The 18,691-nt window shown below is 70.5% G+C and carries 15 protein-coding genes; 10 read left to right on the top strand and 5 right to left on the bottom strand.

Going from position 1 to position 18,691, the window contains the following annotated elements; genetic code table 11:
• Nucleotide 1: 1 nt before the first annotated feature.
• From AC07B0_RS25510 to pgi, 7 genes are all read left to right on the top strand, one after another.
• Nucleotides 2–2,962 (top strand): M14 family metallopeptidase, encoded by a 2,961-nt coding sequence (locus AC07B0_RS25510; RefSeq protein WP_478898998.1) that lies wholly within the window; start codon nt 2–4, stop codon nt 2,960–2,962.
• A gap of 208 nt (nt 2,963–3,170) precedes the next feature.
• On the top strand, nt 3,171–4,178 hold the full coding sequence (gap, locus tag AC07B0_RS25505) for a type I glyceraldehyde-3-phosphate dehydrogenase (RefSeq protein WP_356879732.1): 1,008 nt from the start codon (nt 3,171–3,173) through the stop codon (nt 4,176–4,178).
• Nucleotides 4,179–4,311: 133 nt separating this feature from the next.
• Nucleotides 4,312–5,532, top strand: coding sequence for a phosphoglycerate kinase (locus AC07B0_RS25500; RefSeq protein WP_356879730.1), 1,221 nt, complete (start codon nt 4,312–4,314; stop codon nt 5,530–5,532).
• Nucleotides 5,533–5,538: 6 nt separating this feature from the next.
• Nucleotides 5,539–6,327 carry a triose-phosphate isomerase gene (gene tpiA, locus AC07B0_RS25495; protein ID WP_478898997.1) on the top strand — a complete coding sequence of 263 codons (789 nt, stop codon included), beginning with the start codon at nt 5,539–5,541 and terminating at the stop codon, nt 6,325–6,327.
• Between the two features lie 137 nt (nt 6,328–6,464).
• Nucleotides 6,465–6,695 carry a preprotein translocase subunit SecG gene (gene secG / locus AC07B0_RS25490; protein WP_356879786.1) on the top strand — a complete coding sequence of 77 codons (231 nt, stop codon included), beginning with the start codon at nt 6,465–6,467 and terminating at the stop codon, nt 6,693–6,695.
• A gap of 179 nt (nt 6,696–6,874) precedes the next feature.
• Nucleotides 6,875–7,210, top strand: coding sequence for an RNA polymerase-binding protein RbpA (locus AC07B0_RS25485; protein WP_007263454.1), 336 nt, complete (start codon nt 6,875–6,877; stop codon nt 7,208–7,210).
• Nucleotides 7,211–7,376: 166 nt separating this feature from the next.
• The gene (gene pgi, locus AC07B0_RS25480) at nt 7,377–9,032 is read left to right on the top strand and encodes a glucose-6-phosphate isomerase (protein WP_356879784.1); all 1,656 of its coding nucleotides are present in this window, start codon (nt 7,377–7,379) and stop codon (nt 9,030–9,032) included.
• 74 nt (nt 9,033–9,106) lie between these two features.
• Here pgi and pgl read toward each other — a convergent pair whose 3' ends face one another.
• The 5 genes from pgl to tkt all read right to left on the bottom strand — a co-directional run bounded on the left by pgl (nt 9,107) and on the right by tkt (nt 15,825).
• Nucleotides 9,107–9,889, bottom strand: a complete 783-nt coding sequence (gene pgl, locus AC07B0_RS25475) for a 6-phosphogluconolactonase (protein ID WP_478898996.1) — start codon at nt 9,887–9,889, stop codon at nt 9,107–9,109.
• Nucleotides 9,890–9,999: 110 nt separating this feature from the next.
• A complete protein-coding gene (gene opcA / locus AC07B0_RS25470) occupies nt 10,000–11,034 on the bottom strand; it encodes a glucose-6-phosphate dehydrogenase assembly protein OpcA (RefSeq protein ID WP_356879724.1) in 1,035 nt (344 codons plus the stop codon).
• Nucleotides 11,031–12,560, bottom strand: coding sequence for a glucose-6-phosphate dehydrogenase (zwf, locus tag AC07B0_RS25465; RefSeq protein WP_356879782.1), 1,530 nt, complete (start codon nt 12,558–12,560; stop codon nt 11,031–11,033). The genes opcA and zwf overlap by 4 nt, the downstream gene beginning before the upstream one ends.
• A gap of 2 nt (nt 12,561–12,562) precedes the next feature.
• Nucleotides 12,563–13,681 carry a transaldolase gene (tal, locus tag AC07B0_RS25460; RefSeq protein ID WP_356879722.1) on the bottom strand — a complete coding sequence of 373 codons (1,119 nt, stop codon included), beginning with the start codon at nt 13,679–13,681 and terminating at the stop codon, nt 12,563–12,565.
• A 35-nt stretch (nt 13,682–13,716) separates the two neighbouring features.
• A complete protein-coding gene (tkt, locus tag AC07B0_RS25455; RefSeq protein WP_356879720.1) occupies nt 13,717–15,825 on the bottom strand; it encodes a transketolase in 2,109 nt (702 codons plus the stop codon).
• Between the two features lie 328 nt (nt 15,826–16,153).
• Between tkt and AC07B0_RS25450 the strand changes: the two genes are divergently transcribed.
• The 3 genes from AC07B0_RS25450 (at nt 16,154) to AC07B0_RS25440 (ending at nt 18,656) form a co-directional block, all read left to right on the top strand.
• Nucleotides 16,154–17,095 (top strand): heme o synthase, encoded by a 942-nt coding sequence (locus AC07B0_RS25450; RefSeq protein ID WP_356879718.1) that lies wholly within the window; start codon nt 16,154–16,156, stop codon nt 17,093–17,095.
• 24 nt (nt 17,096–17,119) lie between these two features.
• Nucleotides 17,120–17,461 carry a hypothetical protein gene (locus AC07B0_RS25445; protein WP_356879716.1) on the top strand — a complete coding sequence of 114 codons (342 nt, stop codon included), beginning with the start codon at nt 17,120–17,122 and terminating at the stop codon, nt 17,459–17,461.
• A 109-nt stretch (nt 17,462–17,570) separates the two neighbouring features.
• Nucleotides 17,571–18,656, top strand: a complete 1,086-nt coding sequence (locus AC07B0_RS25440; RefSeq protein WP_478866014.1) for an amidohydrolase family protein — start codon at nt 17,571–17,573, stop codon at nt 18,654–18,656.
• The last annotated feature ends 35 nt before the right edge of the window (nt 18,657–18,691 follow it).

Below are 18,691 nucleotides of genomic sequence, written 5' to 3'. Positions count from 1 at the left end.
CATGAGGCACCGCGCGAGAACGATCCTCGCCGCAAGCGCACTCGTCTTCGGAACCACACTGGCCGCACTACCCGCGACGGCCCAGGCCCAGCCCGTGCCCGGCACCGCATCCGGCGCCGACGAGGTGCGGGTCTACGACGCCGACATCACCCGCGAGCAGGTCCCGCTCGTCCTGGCAGCCGGCCAGGACGCCCACGAACTCGCCGAGCGTGCCCCGGAGACCGGGACGGCCAAGGTCGAGCTCTTCCTCACCGGCGACCAGGCCGAGCAGCTCGCCGCCCAGGGGATCGCACTCGCCGAACGCAAGGTCCCCGCCCAGGGCCTGGCCCGCGCCAAGGCCGCCGGGGACGGGGTGTTCCGCCCCTACAGCGGCGGCGGCGGCCTGGGGGAGGAGATCCTGCGCACGGCACAGCAGCACCAGGCGCTCACCAAGGTCGTCTCCATCGGCAAGACCGTCCAGGGCAAGGACATCCTCGCCCTCAAGGTGACCAAGAACGCCAAGAAGGCCAAGGACGGCGACAAGCCCTCCGTGCTCTACATGTCCAACCAGCACGCCCGCGAGTGGATCACCCCCGAGATGACCCGGCGGCTGATGCACCACACCCTCGACAACTACGGCAAGGACCCGCGGATCACGAAGCTGGTGGACTCCACCGAGCTCTGGTTCCTGCTCTCCGCCAACCCCGACGGCTACGACCACACGTTCACCGCCGACGACGCCCGCCTGTGGCGCAAGAACCTCCGTGACAACAACGGCGACGGCAAGATCGGCGCCGGCGACGGCGTGGACCTCAACCGCAACTTCTCCTACAAGTGGGGCTATGACAACGAGGGTTCCTCGCCGAACGAGGCGAGCGAGACCTACCGCGGCCCCAAGGCGGCCTCCGAGCCCGAGACGCGCGCCCTGGACGCCTTCCAGAAGCGCATCGGCTTCGAGTACGCCATCAACTACCACTCCGCGTCCGAACTGATCCTCTACGGCGTCGGCTGGCAGGTGGCCACCCCCACCCCGGACGACGTCGCCTACAAGGCGCTCGCCGGCACCCCGGAGAACCCGGCCGTCCCCGGCTACTACCCGCAGCTCTCCTCCGAGCTGTACACCACCAACGGCGAGGCCGACGGACACGCCGCGAACGTCAACGGCGCCATGATGTTCACGCCCGAGATGACCACCTGCCAGACGGCCTCCGAGATCGACCCGAACGACCGGTGGAAGCCCGAGGACTGCGCCTCCGGCTTCAACTTCCCGGACGACGAGAAGCTCATCCAGGCGGAGTTCGCCAAGAACGTCCCCTTCGCGCTGACCGTCGGCGAGAGCGCCGCGCACCCCGACCGGCCGGCCTCCGCCGTCGGCCTGAGCGCCGCGGACTTCACCCCGGACCCGTTCACGACCTCCTACGTCGCCCGCGGCGAGGACCAGACGGTCTCCGTCACCGCCCGCAAGTCCCTGCGCGACAAGGAACTCAACTTCCGCGTCAACGGCGGCCGCACCCACGACGAGGAGCTGGAGCCCTGGAAGGGCGGCGAGACCTACGGCGGCGAGGACAACAACTGGTTCGACGAGTACCGGGCCGAGGTCGACGGCACCCGGCCCGGTGACAAGGTCGAGGTCTGGTTCACCGGCCGCGACCGCTCCGGCGGGCAGGTCTCCAGCGAGCACTTCACGTACACCGTCGCCGAGCGGCCCCGCGCGGACGTCCTGGTCGTGGCCGAGGAGGGCGCCAAGGCCCAGCACGCCTCGGCCTACGTCGACGCGCTGCGCGCCAACGGAAAGTCCGCGGCCGTCTGGGACGTGGCCACCCAGGGCGCCCCGCACCACCTCGGGGTGCTGTCGCACTTCGGCACCGTCGTCCACTACACGGGCGCCAAGACCCCCGGCGGCGACACCCAGCTGGCGGTCCGCGACTTCCTCAACGAGGGCGGCAAGCTCATCGAGTCCGGTGAACTGGCGGGCGGCAACGCCCAGGTCGGCCGGGCCGTGACCAACGACTTCAGCCAGTACTGGCTCGGCGCCTACGGCCGGGCCGGCGTCACCGGCCCCACCGGCTTCACCGGAGCGGGCGCGCTGACCGGCGGCAAGGGCGGCCTGGGCGACGCCGCGGGCAACCCGCTCAACGCCCCGGGCGCCTACACCGTGACCTCCGAGACCCTGGCGCCCGCGCAGTTCCCGCAGTTCAAGAGCGCGCAGGCGGGCCAGTACGCCGGAGTGAAGAACCCGTACGCCCCGTACGCCGGCACCGGGATGGCCTCGGCCACCCATGACGACGACGACTGGCGCCGGCTCACCCGCACCATCGACCTCACCAAGGTCACCGCCGCCGACAAGCCGCAGCTCAAGCTGGCCCTCAACTGGAACACCGAGGAGGGCTACGACCACGCCGCGCTGGAGGCCCGTACGGCCGGCGGGGACGACTGGACCACGCTCCCGGACGCGGGCGGACTGACCTCGGCCGCCGTCCCGGCGGAGTGCGGGGCCGGGTTCTTCGTCAACGGCCACCCCTTCCTGCGCCGCTACCTCACCGTGGAGGCGGGCGGCTGCGCGCCGAAGGGCTCCAGCGGAACCTGGAACAGCTTCACCGGCTCCTCCGGCGGCTGGAAGCAGGTCTCCTTCGACCTGAGCGCCTACGCCGGCAAGTCCGTCGAGGTCTCCCTCGCCTACATCACCGACCCGGGCTCCGGCGGCCGCGGCGTGTTCGCAGACGAGGCCCGCTTGAACGTGGCCGGAGCCGACCAGGCCGCGGAGGGCTTCGAAACCTCCCTCGGCGGCTGGACCGTCCCGGGCGCCCCGGCCGGAAGTCCCGATGTTCCGGGCGATTGGTCCAGGACCGGCGAACTGTTCAAGTCCTACGCCGCGGTCACTACGCGTGACACCGTGCTCCTCGGCTTCGGGCTGGAACACGTGCCGGCCACGGCCGATCGTGCCGTACTCGTCGGTAAGGCGCTCCGGGCGCTGAACCGCTGATCAGCACCCCTCCCGTCACTCACCCTGAGTGACGGGGCACAAAGTCCCAGGACCCCGTACCAGCACCAGTGGTACGGGGCTCCGGGGCGTGTCAGGCCCCGGCCGATGTCACTTGGAAGCTCACGGAGAGGTAGGGTCGTAAGCGGTCGGGGACATCCCATACAGCTCGCCGGCGGACAGACCGGCGCACCAACGAGGAGATCGGTTCGTGACGATCCGCGTAGGCATCAACGGTTTTGGCCGAATTGGCCGCAACTACTTCCGTGCGCTCCTGGAGCAGGGAGCGGACATCGAGATCGTCGGTGTCAACGACCTGACTGACAACGCCACTCTGGTGCACCTGCTCAAGTACGACACCATCCTGGGCCGCCTCAAGGCCGAGGTCTCCCACACCGCGGACACCATCACGGTGGGTGGCAACACCTTCAAGACGTTCGCCGAGCGCGACCCCGCGAACCTCCCCTGGGGCGAACTGGGCGCCGACATCGTCATCGAGTCGACCGGCATCTTCACGAAGAAGGCCGACGCCGCCAAGCACATCGCGGCCGGCGCGAAGAAGGTCCTCATCTCGGCTCCGGCCAAGGACGAGGACATCACGATCGTGATGGGCGTCAACCACGACAAGTACGACGCGGCCAACCACCACGTCATCTCCAACGCCTCCTGCACCACCAACTGCGTGGCGCCGATGGCCAAGGTCCTCGACGAGAACTTCGGCATCGTCAAGGGCATGATGACGACGGTCCACGCGTACACGAACGACCAGCGCATCCTGGACTTCCCGCACTCGGACCTGCGCCGCGCCCGCGCCGCCGCCGAGAACATCATCCCGACCTCCACCGGTGCCGCCAAGGCCACCGCGCTGGTCCTCCCGCAGCTCAAGGGCAAGCTGGACGGCATCGCCATGCGCGTCCCGGTCCCCACCGGCTCGGTCACCGACCTCGTACTGGAGCTCTCCCGCGAGACCACCGTGGAAGAGATCAACGCCGCGTTCCAGAAGGCCTCCGAGGGCCAGCTGAAGGGCATCCTCGACTACACCGAGGACGCCATCGTGTCCTCGGACATCGTCAACTGGCCGGCCTCCTGCACGTTCGACTCCTCCCTGACGATGGTGCAGGACGGGACGCAGGTTAAGGTCGTCGGCTGGTACGACAACGAGTGGGGCTACTCCAACCGTCTCGTCGACCTCACCGTCTTCGTCGGCGGTCAGCTCTAAGTACGCAGGGCAAGGCACCACGATGTGAGCACAGGGTCCGGGCAGCGCGATGGAGCGCGGCACGGGCCCTGTTGCTTGCCTCGTTCTCCCTTCCTCGCCCTTCGGGTGAAGGCATCAAAGGAGTAGGAACAGCATGAAGACGATCGACGAACTGCTCGCCGAGGGCGTCCAGGGCAAGCGGGTATTCGTCCGCGCGGACCTCAACGTCCCGTTCGCCAAGGGCACCACCACGATCACCGACGACGGCCGCATCCGCGCCGTCCGGCCGACCGTCGCGAAGCTCGCCGAAGCCGGCGCCCGCGTGGTCGTCGCTTCGCACCTGGGCCGCCCGAAGGGCACCGGCGTCGAGCCGGAGTTCTCCCTCGCCCCCGCCGCCGCCCGCCTCGGCGAGCTGCTCGGCACGGAGGTCGCGTTCGCCACCGACACCGTCGGCGCGTCCGCCAAGGAGACCGTCGCCGCCCTCGCCGACGGCCAGGTCGCCGTGATCGAGAACCTGCGCTTCAACGCCGGTGAGACCTCGAAGGACGACGCCGAGCGCGGCGCCTTCGCGGACCAGCTCGCCGAGCTGGCGGACGTCTACGTCGGCGACGGCTTCGGCGCCGTCCACCGCAAGCACGCCTCGGTCTTCGACCTGCCCGCCCGCCTCCCGCACGCGGCCGGCTACCTCATCGCCACCGAGGTCGGCGTCCTGAAGAAGCTGACCGACGAGGTCGAGCGCCCCTACGTCGTGGTCCTCGGCGGCGCCAAGGTCTCCGACAAGCTCGCCGTCATCGACGAGCTGCTCGGCAAGGCCGACCGCATCCTCATCGGCGGCGGCATGGCCTACACCTTCCTCAAGGCCCAGGGCCACGAGGTCGGCATCTCCCTGCTCCAGGAAGACCAGATCCCGGTCGTCACGGAGTACATGGAGCGCGCCAAGAAGACCGGCGTCGAGCTGGTCCTCCCGGTCGACGTCCTGGTCTCGGCCGAGTTCCCGGACCTGAAGACCAAGGCCCCGGCGGTCTTCGACACCGTCGCCGCGGACAAGATCCCCGCCGACAAGGAGGGCCTGGACATCGGCCCGAAGACGCGCGAGCTCTACGCGTCGAAGATCGCCGATGCCAAGACCGTCTTCTGGAACGGCCCGGTCGGCGTCTTCGAGCACCCCGACTACGCGGGCGGCACCACCGCCATCGCGCAGGCCCTCGTCGACAGCGACGCCTTCACCGTGGTCGGCGGCGGCGACAGCGCCGCCGCGGTCCGCATCCTGGGCTTCGACGAGAAGGCATTCGGCCACATTTCCACCGGTGGCGGCGCAAGCCTCGAATACCTCGAAGGCAAGACGCTCCCCGGCCTCGCTGCCCTGGAGGGCTGAACCCACATGACCGCAGTTGAAAACGGCCGCACCCCGCTGATGGCGGGCAACTGGAAGATGAACCTCAACCACCTCGAGGCCATCGCCCACGTCCAGAAGCTCTCCTTCGCCCTGGCCGACAAGGACTACGACGCCGTCGAGGTCGCGGTCCTGCCGCCCTTCGTCGACCTGCGCTCGGTCCAGACCCTGGTCGACGGCGACAAGCTGAAGATCAAGTACGGCGCCCAGGACATCTCGCAGTACGACTCCGGTGCCTACACCGGCGAGATCTCCGGCCCGATGCTGTCGAAGCTGAAGTGCTCCTTCGTGGCCGTCGGCCACAGCGAGCGCCGCCAGTACCACGGCGAGGACGACGAGATCTGCAACGCCAAGGTCAAGGCCGCCTACAAGCACGGGATCACCCCGATCCTGTGCGTCGGCGAGGGCCTCGACGTCCGCAAGGCCGGCGAGCAGGTCCCGTACACGCTGAAGCAGGTCGACGGCGGCCTCAAGGACGTCCCGGCCGAGCAGGTCGAGTCCATCGTGATCGCGTACGAGCCCGTCTGGGCGATCGGGACCGGCGAGGTCGCCACCCCCGAGGACGCGCAGGAGGTCTGCGGGGCGATCCGCGGCCGTCTCGCGGAGCTGTACTCGCAGGAGCTGGCCGACAAGGTCCGCATCCAGTACGGCGGCTCGGTGAAGTCCGGCAACATCGCCGCGATCATGGCCCAGCCCGACGTCGACGGGGCCCTGATCGGCGGCGCGGCACTGGACGTGGACGAGTTCGTCAAGATCGTCCGCTTCCGCGACCAGTGAGTATGCGGTAGGGCGGATCCGTCGTACCCTTGCGGGGGCCAGGGGCTGCACAGACAGCCGCTGGCCCCCGCGCCCGTCGCAGGTCCGGTGAAACCTGAAAGCCCAGAATGCCCAGAAAGTAGGAATCAGCCGTGATTATGGGGTTCTCGATCGCCCTGGTCGTTTTCAGCGCCCTGCTGATGCTGCTCGTGCTGATGCACAAGGGCAAGGGCGGCGGCCTCTCCGACATGTTCGGCGGCGGCATGCAGTCGTCGGTCGGCGGTTCCTCCGTGGCGGAGCGCAACCTGGACCGCATCACCGTCGTGGTCGGCCTCCTGTGGTTCGCGTGCATCGTCGCGCTCGGCCTGATCATGAAGTCGAGCAGCTGACCGTTCTCGCCGTTCCGGCCGTCCGGCCGGCGCCCCCCGGCCTATCATGGGACCCGGCGGCCACAGCCTGGAGCGAGTAACTCCGGTTGCTGGACGTGCGTTGGGCCTTACGTAGACTGGGGCGCCCGCAGCGGACATCCCTCACGCTCCGCGGCACCATCACGCAGGGAGTTACGACCGTGGCAAGTGGCAACGCGATTCGTGGAAGTCGGGTCGGAGCCGGGCCGATGGGCGAGGCCGAGCGCGGTGAGTCCGCGCCCCGTCTGCGCATCTCCTTCTGGTGCTCGAACGGGCACGAGACGCAGCCGAGCTTCGCCAGTGACGCGCAGGTGCCGGACACCTGGGACTGCCCGCGCTGCGGATTCCCGGCCGGCCAGGACCGGGACAACCCGCCCGCCCCGCCGCGCACGGAGCCGTACAAGACGCACCTGGCGTACGTGCGGGAGCGCCGCACCGACGCCGACGGCGAGGCGATCCTCGCCGAGGCGCTCGCGAAGCTCCGCGGCGAGATCTGAGGCTCGGCGGCGACCTGAGCCGCACTCAAGAGTGACCGGGGGCCCGGCCCGTGGGATGAGGAATCCCGCGGGCCGGGCCCCTTTGTGTGCGTTGTCCCCCTTCGGATCCCTTAGGTTGGAGGTGGCGGGGCACAACAGGACAGGAAGAAGTGGGTTGATGTCCGAGATGAACGCAGACAGCCGTACGAGGCTCGACCGGACGCCCGAGTGGAACGCGCTCGGCAAGCACCGCGAAGAGCTGGGGCACACGCATCTGCGGGAGCTGTTCGAGACGGACCCCGACCGGGGCACCAACTACACGCTGCGGGTCGGGGACCTGTACATCGACTATTCGAAGCACCTCGTGACGGACGAGACGCTCGCGCTGCTCCGCGAACTCGCGTCGGCGACCGGCGTGGCCGCGCTGCGGGACGCCATGTTCCGCGGCGAGAAGATCAACACCACCGAGGACCGGGCGGTCCTGCACACCGCCCTGCGCGCCCCCGCGGACGCCGTCGTCGAGGTGGACGGCGAGAACGTCGTACCCGGCGTGCACGCGGTCCTCGACAAGATGGCCGCCTTCTCCGACCGGGTGCGGTCGGGGGAGTGGAAGGGCCACACCGGCAAGCCGATCAAGAACGTCGTCAACATCGGCATCGGCGGCTCCGACCTCGGTCCGGCGATGGCGTACGAGGCGCTGCGCGCCTTCACCGACCGCTCGCTGACCGTGCGCTTCGTGTCCAACGTGGACGGCGCCGACCTGCACGAGGCCGTCCGGGACCTGGACGCGGCCGAGACGCTGTTCATCATCGCCTCGAAGACCTTCACGACCATCGAGACCATCACCAACGCCACCTCGGCACGGAACTGGCTGCTCGCGGAACTGGGCGCCGGCGACGAGGCCGTGGCCCGGCACTTCGTGGCGCTGTCCACCAACGAGGAGAAGGTCTCCGCGTTCGGCATCGACACGGCCAACATGTTCGGTTTCTGGGACTGGGTCGGCGGGCGCTACTCCTTCGACTCGGCCATCGGCCTCTCGCTGATGATCGCCATCGGCCCGGACGCCTTCCGCGAGATGCTGCGCGGCTTCCACGCGATGGACGAGCACTTCCGCACGGCGCCGCCCGAGCAGAACGCCCCCTTCCTGATGGGCCTGTTGGGCGTCTGGTACGGGGCCTTCTTCGACGCGCAGTCGCACGCGGTACTGCCCTACAGCCACTACCTGTCGCGCTTCACCGCCTACTTGCAGCAGCTGGACATGGAGTCCAACGGCAAGTCCGTCGACCGCGAGGGCAACCGGGTGGACTGGCAGACGGGTCCGGTGGTCTGGGGCACGCCCGGAACCAACGGCCAGCACGCGTACTACCAGCTGATCCACCAGGGCACCCGGGTGATCCCCGCCGACTTCATCGGCTTCGCCCGGCCGGTGGCCGACCTGCTGCCCGGGCTGGTCGCCCAGCACGACCTGCTGATGGCGAACTTCTTCGCGCAGACGCAGGCGCTGGCCTTCGGCAAGACCGCCGACGAGGTACGGGCCGAGGGCGTGGCCGAGGAACTCGTCCCGCACAAGACCTTCCAGGGCAACCACCCGACGACGACGATCCTCGCCGGCGACCTGACCCCGGCGGTCCTGGGCCAGCTCATCGCCCTCTACGAGCACAAGGTGTTCGTCCAGGGCGCGGTGTGGAACATCGACTCCTTCGACCAGTGGGGCGTCGAGCTGGGCAAGGTCCTCGCCAAGCGGGTGGAGCCGGCCCTGACGGAGGGCACGGGCACCGAGTCCCTCGACCCGTCGACGCGGACCCTGGTGGCCGCCTACCGCGAGCTGCGCGGCCGGGCCTGACCCACGGCGAAGGGCCCGTCCCGCGCACCGTTTCCGGTGTGCGGGCCGGGCCCTCCGTACGTTTCCGGGACCGGTCAGGCGGAGGCCGGCGGGTACATGTCCGACGGCAGTTCGGCAGCGGCCGCGCGGTCCAGGAGCCACAGGGTGCGGCTGCGGCCGTAGGCGGCCGCGGCCGGGGCCTGGACCTCGCCCGCGCCGCCGAGGGCGATGGCGACCGCGCCGGCCTTGTCCTCGCCGGCCGCGAGCAGCCAGACCTCACGGGCCGCCCGGATCGCCGGGAGGGTGAGGGAGACCCGGGTGGGCGGCGGCTTCGGGGCGCCGTGGACGCCGACGACCGTACGCTCCGTCTCGCGCGCGGCGGGGTGCTCGGGGAACAGCGACGCCACGTGGGTGTCGGGGCCGACGCCCAGCATCAGTACGTCGAAGCGGGGGACCGGGCCGTGGTCCTCCGGGCCGGCCGCCTTGGCCAGTTCGGCCGCGTACGAGGCGGCGGCCGCGTCCACGTCGGCGCCGTACGGGCCGTCGGAGGCGGGCATCACGTGCACGCGGGCCGGGTCCACCGGGACGGAGTCCAGGAGGGCCTCGCGGGCCTGGGTGTGGTTGCGCTCGGGGTCGTCCGCGGGGAGGTACCGCTCGTCCCCCCACCACAGGTCGAGGCGGGCCCAGTCGATCGCGTCCCGGGCGGGGGCGGCGGCCAGGGCCGCCAGGAGGCCGTTGCCGTTGCGGCCGCCGGTCAGGACCACGGAGGCGCTGCCGCGGGCGGCCTGCGCGTCCACGATCTTCGTGATGAGCCGGGCCGCCGCGGCCTGGGCCATCAGCTCCTTGTCCCGGTGGACGACGACCTGGGGAGTCGTCATACCCATGTGCTGCCGCCTTCTTGGTAGTTCGGGGTGCGGTGGTTCCGGGGCGCGGTGGTTCCGGGGAAGGTGCCGCGGGGCGGGGCCCGGGAAAGGGCCCCGCCCTGCGGTTACTTGGCCGCGGCCTTCTTCGCCGGCTTGGGAGCCGGCTTCGAGGGCGGGGTCTCGGACTTCGCCTCGGCCGGCTTCGTCCCGGCCGCGGGCGCCGCCGGGGCGGTGGCCTCCAGCCGGGCCACGCCGAACTTCAGCGAGGCCTCGTAGGTGTTGTCCGGGTCCAGCCGGCGCAGCTCCTCCGCCAGCAGCTCGGCCGTGTCGCGGCGCTGGAGCGCCACGGAGCGGTCGGGCTGCCCCGGCATGCACAGCGTCGCCAGGGCGCCGTCCGCGCGGTCCAGGACGATCACGCCGTCCTTGGTCTCCATGCGGACGGCGGTCAGACCCGGGCCGCCCGAAAGGGTGCGGTTGACCGGGACCCCGAGGCGGTCCGCGAGCCACATGGCCAGCAGCTCGCAGCTCGGGTTGTCGTTCTCGCCCTCGACGGTCGCCGAGACGACCGCCAGGTTCTGCTGCTGGTCCAGCGCGGCCGCCAGCATCGAACGCCACGGGGTGATCCGGGTCCAGGACAGGTCCGTGTCACCGGGGGCGTAGGCCGCCGCCCGGCTGCCGAGGGCCGCGACCGGGTCCTCGCACGAGTACGTGTCCGTGATCCGGCGCTGCCCCAGCGCGCCCAGCGGGTCGCCCGCCAGGTCCGCCGGAGCGCCCTCCGGCCACCAGACGACCACGGGGGCGTCGGGCAGCAGGAGCGGGAGAACCACCGACTGGGCGTGGTCGACCAGTTCACCGTGCAGGCGGAGCACGATCGTCTCGCCGGTGCCGGAGTCCGCCCCGACGCGGATCTCCGCGTCGAGCCGGGCTTCGCGGCGGCTGCGCGGCGATCGGCTGATCCGCTTGACGACGACGATGATCCGCGAGGGGTGTTCGTGGGAAGCGTCGTTCGCCGACTTGAGCGCGTCGTACGCGTTCTCCTCGTCGGTCACGATCACCAGCGTGAGGACCATGCCGATGGCCGGCGTGCCGATGTCCCGGCGCGCCTGCACCAACGCGGCGTTGATCCTGCTGGAGGTGGTCTCCGTGAGGTCGATCTTCATGGCCGGCGCCAGCTCCGTCCGTCTCGTGCGAGCATCTCGTCCGCCTCGACCGGCCCCCAGGTACCCGCCGGGTACTGCGCGGGCTTGCCGTGCTTGTCCCAGTACTCCTCGATCGGGTCGAGGATGTTCCAGGACAGCTCGACCTCCTGGTGGCGCGGGAAGAGGTTCGCGTCACCCAGCAGGACATCGAGGATCAGCCGCTCGTACGCCTCGGGGCTGGACTCGGTGAAGGACTCGCCGTACGCGAAGTCCATCGTGACGTCCCGGACCTCCATGGAGGTGCCCGGCACCTTGGAGCCGAAGCGGACCGTCACGCCCTCGTCCGGCTGGACCCGGATGACCAGGGCGTTCTGCCCCAGCTCCTCGGTCGCGCCCGACTCGAACGGCAGGTAGGGGGCCCGCTTGAAGACGACCGCGATCTCGGTCACCCGGCGGCCGAGGCGCTTGCCCGTCCGCAGGTAGAACGGGACGCCCGCCCAGCGGCGGTTGTTGATCTCCAGGCGGATGGCCGCGTAGGTGTCGGTCTTCGACTTGGGGTCGATGCCGTCCTCTTCGAGGTACCCGACGACCTTCTCGCCGCCCTGCCAGGCGGCCGAGTACTGGCCGCGCACGGTGTGCTTGCCCAGGTCCTCGGGCAGCTCCACGGCGGTCAGGACCTTGAGCTTCTCGGCCACCAGCGCCTTGGGGTGGAAGGAGCCGGGCTCCTCCATCGCGGTCAGCGCCAGCAGCTGGAGCAGGTGGTTCTGGATGACGTCACGGGCCGCGCCGATGCCGTCGTAGTAGCCGGCCCGGCCGCCGATGCCGATGTCCTCGGCCATCGTGATCTGCACGTGGTCGACGTACGACCGGTTCCAGATCGGCTCGAACATCGTGTTGGCGAAGCGGAGCGCCAGGATGTTCTGGACGGTCTCCTTGCCGAGGTAGTGGTCGATCCGGAAGACCTCGTCACGGGGGAAGACCTCGTGGACGACCTTGTTGAGTTCTTCCGCGCTCTTGAGGTCGTGGCCGAAGGGCTTCTCGATGACGGCACGCCGCCAGGAACCCTCCTTCTGCGCCAGACCGTGGTCCTTGAGCTGCTGGACGACCTTGGGGAAGAACTTCGGGGGCACCGAGAGGTAGAAGGCGAAGTTGCCGCCCGTCCCCTGGGCCTTGTCCAGTTCCTCGATGGTCGACTTGAGCGTCTCGAAGGCCGCGTCGTCGTCGAAGTCGCCCTGGACGAAGCGGCAGCCCTGCACCAGCTGCTGCCAGACCTCTTCACGGAAGGGGGTGCGCGAGTGCTCCTTGACCGCGTCGTGCACCACCTGGGCGAAGTCCTCGTCCTGCCACTCGCGACGGGCGAATCCGATCAGCGAGAAGCCCGGAGGCAGCAGGCCGCGGTTCGCGAGGTCGTAGACGGCGGGCATGAGCTTCTTGCGCGACAGGTCACCCGTAACGCCGAAAATGACCAGGCCGGACGGCCCCGCGATGCGCGGGAGCCGTCGGTCCTGTGCGTCACGAAGCGGGTTCGCTCCGTTTGCTGACAAAATACTCAGTCCTCCGCGGGGGCGAGGCGCTTGAGCTCCGCCTCGGTCGACTTCAGCAGGTCGTTCCAGGACGCCTCGAACTTCTCGACGCCTTCGTCTTCGAGCAGCTGCACCACATCGTCGTACGAGATGCCGAGCTTCGCGACCGCGTCGAGCTCGGCGCGGGACTGCTCGTAGGTGCCGCGAATGGTGTCGCCGGAGACCTCGCCGTGGTCGGCGGTGGCCTCCAGGGTGCCCTCGGGCATGGTGTTCACGGTGCCGGGCGCGACCAGGTCCACCACGTACAGGGTGTCCTTGTACGCCGGGTCCTTGACGCCGGTCGAGGCCCACAGCGGGCGCTGCTTGTTGGCCTGGGCCTTGTCCAGGGCCGCCCAGCGCTCGCCGGCGAACACCTCCTCGAAGGCCTCGTAGGCCAGGCGGGCGTTCGCGAGGGCCGCCTTGCCCTTCAGGGCCTTCGCCTCGTCGGTGCCGACGCCGTCGAGGCGCTTGTCGATCTCGCTGTCCACGCGGGACACGAAGAACGAGGCGACCGAGTGGATCTTGGAGAGGTCCAGGCCGGCGGCCTTCGCCTTCTCCAGGCCCGCCAGGTACGCGTCCATGACCGCGCGGTAGCGCTCCAGCGAGAAGATCAGCGTCACGTTGACGCTGATGCCCTTGCCGATGACCTCGGTGATCGCCGGCAGGCCGGCCTCGGTCGCCGGGATCTTGATGAGCGTGTTCGGGCGGTCCACCAGCCAGGCGAGCTGCTTGGCCTCGGCGATGGTCGCCGTGGTGTTGTGCGCCAGGCGCGGGTCGACCTCGATCGACACGCGGCCGTCCTGGCCGTCGGTCGTGTCGTAGACCGGGCGCAGGATGTCGGCGGCGTCGCGGACGTCCGCCGTGGTGATCATGCGGATGGCCTCGTCGACGGTGACCTTGCGGGCGGCGAGGTCCGCGAGCTGCTGCTCGTAGCCGTCACCGCTGCTGATGGCCTTCTGGAAGATCGACGGGTTGGTGGTGACACCGACCACGTGCTGCTGGTCGATCAGCTCGGCGAGGTTGCCGGACGTGATGCGCTTGCGGGACAGGTCGTCCAGCCAGATCGCCACGCCCTCGTCGGAGAGGCGCTTGAGTGCGTCTGTCATGGGAATTGCATCTCCTACTGGTTCTTGTACCGGTGTCAGCGCGCGTCAGCGGCGTTCAGGCCGCCCGTTTCGCTCAGGGAGGCCTTTGCGGCTGCGGTCACGGCCTCGGCGGTCAGGCCGAACTCGCGGAACAGCACGGCGCCGTCGGCCGACGCGCCGAAGTGCTCCAGCGACACGATCCGGCCCGCGTCGCCGACGTAACGGTGCCAGGTCAGGCCGATGCCCGCCTCGACTGCGACTCGCGCCTTGACGGACGGGGGCAGGACGCTGTCCTTGTACTCCTGGTCCTGCTCCTCGAACCACTCGACGCACGGCATCGAGACGACGCGGGTCGGCACGCCCTCGGCCTGCAGCGCCTCGCGCGCGGCGACGGCGAGCTGGACCTCGGAGCCGGTGCCGATCAGCACGACCTGCGCCGGGCCGCCCTCGGCCTCGAACAGGACGTAGCCGCCCTTGACCGTGTCCTCGTGCGCCGGGTACGTCGGTACACCCTGTCGGGTGAGGGCGAGGCCGTGCGGGGCGCCCTTGCCGTACACCTTGGTGTGACGCTTGAGGATCTCGCGCCAGGCGATGGCGGTCTCGTTCGCGTCGGCCGGACGGACCACGTTCAGGCCCGGGATGGCGCGCAGCGCGGCGACGTGCTCGACCGGCTGGTGGGTCGGGCCGTCCTCGCCCAGGCCGATGGAGTCGTGCGTCCACACGTACGTCACCGGAAGGTGCATCAGCGACGACAGGCGGACGGCGTTGCGCATGTAGTCGGAGAACACCAGGAAGGTGCCGCCGTAGATGCGGGTGTGGCCGTGCAGGGCGATGCCGTTCATGGCCGCGGCCATGGCGTGCTCGCGGATGCCGAAGTGGATGGTGCGGCCGTACGGGTCGGCCTCCGGCAGCGGGTTGCCCACCGGCAGGAACGAGGAGTTCTTGTCGATGGTGGTGTTGTTGGAGCCGGCCAGGTCGGCCGAGCCGCCCCACAGCTCCGGGATGACCGCGCCGAGCGCTTCGAGGACCTTGCCGGAGGCGGCGCGGGTGGCGACGCCCTTGCCGGGCTCGAAGGTGGGGAGCTCGTCCTCCCAGCCGGCGGGCAGCTCGTTGGCCTCGATGCGGTCGAAGGAGGCGGCGCGCTCCGGGTTGGCGGTGCGCCAGGCGGAGAAGTCCTTCTCCCAGGCGGCCTTGGCCTCGCGGCCGCGGTCCAGCGCCTTGCGGGTGTGGGCGATGACCTCGTCGGAGACCTCGAAGGTCTGCTCCGGGTCGAAGCCGAGCACGCGCTTGGTCGCGGCGACCTCGTCGTTGCCGAGGGCCGAGCCGTGCGCGGCCTCGGTGCCCTGGGCGTGCGGGGCCGGCCAGGCGATGATCGAGCGGGCCGCGATGAAGGAGGGGCGGTCCGTCTCGGCCTTGGCGGCCTGGAAGGCGGCGTAGAGCGCCTTCGGGTCGAGGTCGCCGTTCTCCTGCGCGGCGACGCGCTGGACGTGCCAGCCGTAGGCCTCGTAGCGCTTGAGGGTGTCCTCGGAGACGGCCGTCTCCGTGTCGCCCTCGATGGAGATGTGGTTGTCGTCCCACAGCAGGACCAGGTTGCCGAGCTTCTGGTGGCCGGCCAGCGCGGACGCCTCGTGGGAGATGCCCTCCTGGAGGCAGCCGTCGCCCGCGATCGCGTAGATCATGTGGTCGAACGGGGACGTGCCCGCGGGGGCTTCGGGGTCGAAGAGGCCGCGCTCGTAGCGGGCGGCCATGGCCATGCCCACCGCGTTCGCGATGCCCTGGCCCAGCGGACCGGTCGTGGTCTCGACGGCGGCCGTGTGGCCGTACTCCGGGTGACCCGGGGTCTTGGAACCCCACGTGCGGAACGCCTTGAGGTCATCCAGCTCCAGGCCGAAGCCGCCGAGGTAGAGCTGGGTGTAGAGGGTCAGGGACGAGTGCCCTGCGGAGAGCACGAAACGGTCACGGCCGACCCACTGGGGGTCTGCCGGGTCGTGCCGCATGACCTTCTGGAACAGCGTGTAAGCGGCGGGGGCCAGGCTCATCGCCGTACCGGGGTGGCCGTTCCCGACCTTCTGGACCGCGTCGGCGGCCAGGATGCGGGCGGTGTCGACGGCCCGCTGGTCCAGTTCGGTCCACTCGAGCTCTGTGGTGGTCGGCTTGGTGCTCACCGTTGGTCAGGGCTCCTCTCCACATGTTGTTTTCCCGGTGACGAACGGTGCCACCGGCGCGATTCCGAGCCTACCCCCGCCAGGGCGTGCGGCTATTCGAGTGCCGGTAGTGCGTCGCCGGGTCGCTGCCCGGTGTTCACCTGGGCTCACCACCGCTCATCTGGGATCCCCGTGACCCCGGTCCGATCGGCCCAACACGAGGTGACCCCCGCGCAGGGCGACGCAAGGGCAACGTCTACAGTGGCGTGGTACGCGCAAGCCTTTACCGGACCTTCATCTTCTGAAGGGTCCGCGTCGGAGCTTGCTGGATTCTCTCTCAGGGGTGTGCGTGACGGCCGTCGAATCCCGTCCAGCGGGGGTGCTCGGGACGAGCCCCGGTCACCGGCCGTTCGGGGCCCGGGTCATGGCATTCGTGGCACTGACCAAGCCTCGGATCATCGAGCTGCTGCTCATCACGACCGTGCCGGTCATGTTCCTCGCGGAACAGGGTGTTCCGTCGTTGTGGCTGGTCCTCGCGACCTGCTTCGGCGGCTACCTGTCGGCCGGTGGCGCGAACGCGCTGAACATGTACATCGACCGCGACATCGACGCGCTGATGGACCGCACGTCGCAGCGGCCGCTGGTGACCGGCATGGTGAGCCCGCGGGAGTGCCTGGTCTTCGGCATCTCCCTCGCGGTGATCTCCACCTTGTTCTTCGGTCTGCTCGTCAACTGGCTGTCGGCCGCCCTCGCGCTCGGCGCGCTCCTCTTCTACGTCGTGGTCTACACGATGCTGCTGAAGCGGCGCACCGCGCAGAACATCGTCTGGGGCGGCATCGCCGGCTGCATGCCGGTGCTCATCGGCTGGTCGGCGGTGAAGAACGAGGTCTCGTGGGCCGCGGTCATCCTCTTCCTGGTCATCTTCTTCTGGACGCCGCCGCACTACTGGCCGCTGTCGATGAAGGTCAAGGACGACTACGCGCGGGTCGGCGTGCCGATGCTGCCGGTCGTGGCCGGCAACAAGGTGGTCGCCCGCCAGATCGTCATCTACAGCTGGGTGATGGTCGCCGTCTCGCTGCTGCTCACCCCGCTGCACTACACCGGCTGGTTCTACACGGCGGTCGCGCTGGTGGCCGGCGGCTGGTGGCTGTGGGAGGCGCACGCGCTGCACGCCCGGGCCAAGGCCGGGGTGACGGGCGCGAAGCTCAAGGAGATGCGGCTCTTCCACTGGTCGATCACCTACGTGTCGCTGCTGTTCGTGGCCGTGGCCGTGGATCCCTTCCTCCGTTGATTACTCGCCGGTAGCATGTGGTACATGGCAGAGACCGCAGACACCGCAGACAAGAAGCAGGACCGTACGGCGGCGAAGCTGGCCCGCCAGATCGGCGCGTTCGCCAAGGAGCACGGCGGCGCCGAGGGCCAGCTCGCGCACATCGGCCAGGCCGGTACCCGGATCCTCCTCGTGGGCACCGACGGCGGCTGGGGCGACCTGGTCGCCCCGACGTACGACGTGGCCCGCCTGGCGGCGGAGAAGTCCGGCCTGACGTTCCTGGACGAGTTCGACGGGGAGATGGCCGCCCGCGTCGTGACGGGCCCGTACGAGTGGACCCGCATGGCGGGCATCCAGCTCGGCGGCCCCGCCAACCCGAAGGCCTGACACCCCCCGGACCGGTTCCCGAAATACCGGCCGGGGCAACACCTCGGACCCCGCTCACCCGTTAGGACGTGTGGAAGCCCCTTCCTCACGTCCGCAACGGGATGCCCGGATGATCGAAACGCCGCCCCTGGTGGACCAGTACTGCCACGGAGTGCTCCGTACGGAGCTGGGCCTCGGCACCTTCGAGGCCCAGCTGGTCCGTTCGGCCGGTCCGCCCGCCGCGGGCACCACCCTCTTCGACACCCAGACGGGTTTCGCCGTGCGCCGCTGGTGCCCGCCGCTGCTGGGGCTCGAACCGCACTGCGCGCCCGCCCGCTACCTGGCCCGGCGGCGGGAACTCGGCGTCGTCGAGACCGGCCGCAGGCTGCTGCGCGGCGCGGGGGTCGGGGCGTACCTCGTGGACACGGGGGTTCCGGAGGACCTCACCCGGCCCGAGGAGCTGGCGCGGGCCGGGGACGCGCGGGCCTTCGAGGTGGTCCGGCTGGAGCTGCTCGCCGAGCAGGCCGCCGACACGTCGGGGACCGTCGCCGCCTTCCTGGCCAACCTCTCCGGGGCCGTCCACCACGCCGCCGCCGCGGCCGTCGCCCTCGGCTGCGGGGCCGCCGCCGCCCGGGCCGCCCGCGAGGCGGAGCCGCCCGGACCCGGCGAGGTGCGCGGGGCGGCCGGGCGGTGGCTCGCGGGCCGGGCCAGGGGCGGCGCGCTGCGGGACCCGGTCCTGCTGCGGCACCTGCTGTGGAGCGCGGTGGCCTCGGGGCTGCCGCTCCAGCTGCACACCGGCGGGGCCGGCCCCGAGCCGCTGACCGGATTCGTACGGGCCACCGCGGGCCTCGGGACGCGCCTCGTGCTGCTCGGCACGTACCCGTACCAACGGCAGGCGGCCCGGCTGGCGGCGGCCCACCCGCACGTGTACGCCGACCTGGGCCCGGACCCGGCGCGGACGGGGGTCCGGGCGGCCGCCGTACTGGCCGAGCTGCTGGAGCTCGCGCCGTTCGGGAAGCTGCTGTTCTCCAGCGGAGGCCGGGCGCTGCCCGAACTCCACGCGGTCGGCGCCCTGGTGTTCCGCGAGGCGCTGGGCCGGGTACTGGGCGGCTGGGTCACCGAGGGGGCCTGGTCCCGGCGGGACGCGGACCGGGTGGCGGGGATGCTCGCGGCGGGCAACGCCCGGCGGGTCTACCGGCTGGACGAGCGGAGCTGAACGCCGCCGCCCGCCCCGCGGCGGACCGTCAGGCG

The sequence above is a fragment of the Streptomyces sp. NPDC044704 genome (assembly GCF_056433525.1).
This window is presented reverse-complemented; position numbering and strand designations above follow the sequence as displayed.

Coding starts and splice junctions, on each gene's coding strand:
- secG (WP_356879786.1), top strand. CDS start 6,465: ATGGGGTTCTCGATCGCCCTGGTCGTTTTCAGCGCCCTGCTGATGCTG.
- pgi (WP_356879784.1), top strand. CDS start 7,377: ATGAACGCAGACAGCCGTACGAGGCTCGACCGGACGCCCGAGTGGAAC.
- AC07B0_RS25510 (WP_478898998.1), top strand. CDS start 2: ATGAGGCACCGCGCGAGAACGATCCTCGCCGCAAGCGCACTCGTCTTC.
- tal (WP_356879722.1), bottom strand. CDS start 13,681: ATGACAGACGCACTCAAGCGCCTCTCCGACGAGGGCGTGGCGATCTGG.
- opcA (WP_356879724.1), bottom strand. CDS start 11,034: ATGAAGATCGACCTCACGGAGACCACCTCCAGCAGGATCAACGCCGCG.
- AC07B0_RS25500 (WP_356879730.1), top strand. CDS start 4,312: ATGAAGACGATCGACGAACTGCTCGCCGAGGGCGTCCAGGGCAAGCGG.
- pgl (WP_478898996.1), bottom strand. CDS start 9,889: ATGACGACTCCCCAGGTCGTCGTCCACCGGGACAAGGAGCTGATGGCC.
- AC07B0_RS25445 (WP_356879716.1), top strand. CDS start 17,120: ATGGCAGAGACCGCAGACACCGCAGACAAGAAGCAGGACCGTACGGCG.
- tpiA (WP_478898997.1), top strand. CDS start 5,539: ATGACCGCAGTTGAAAACGGCCGCACCCCGCTGATGGCGGGCAACTGG.
- AC07B0_RS25440 (WP_478866014.1), top strand. CDS start 17,571: ATGATCGAAACGCCGCCCCTGGTGGACCAGTACTGCCACGGAGTGCTC.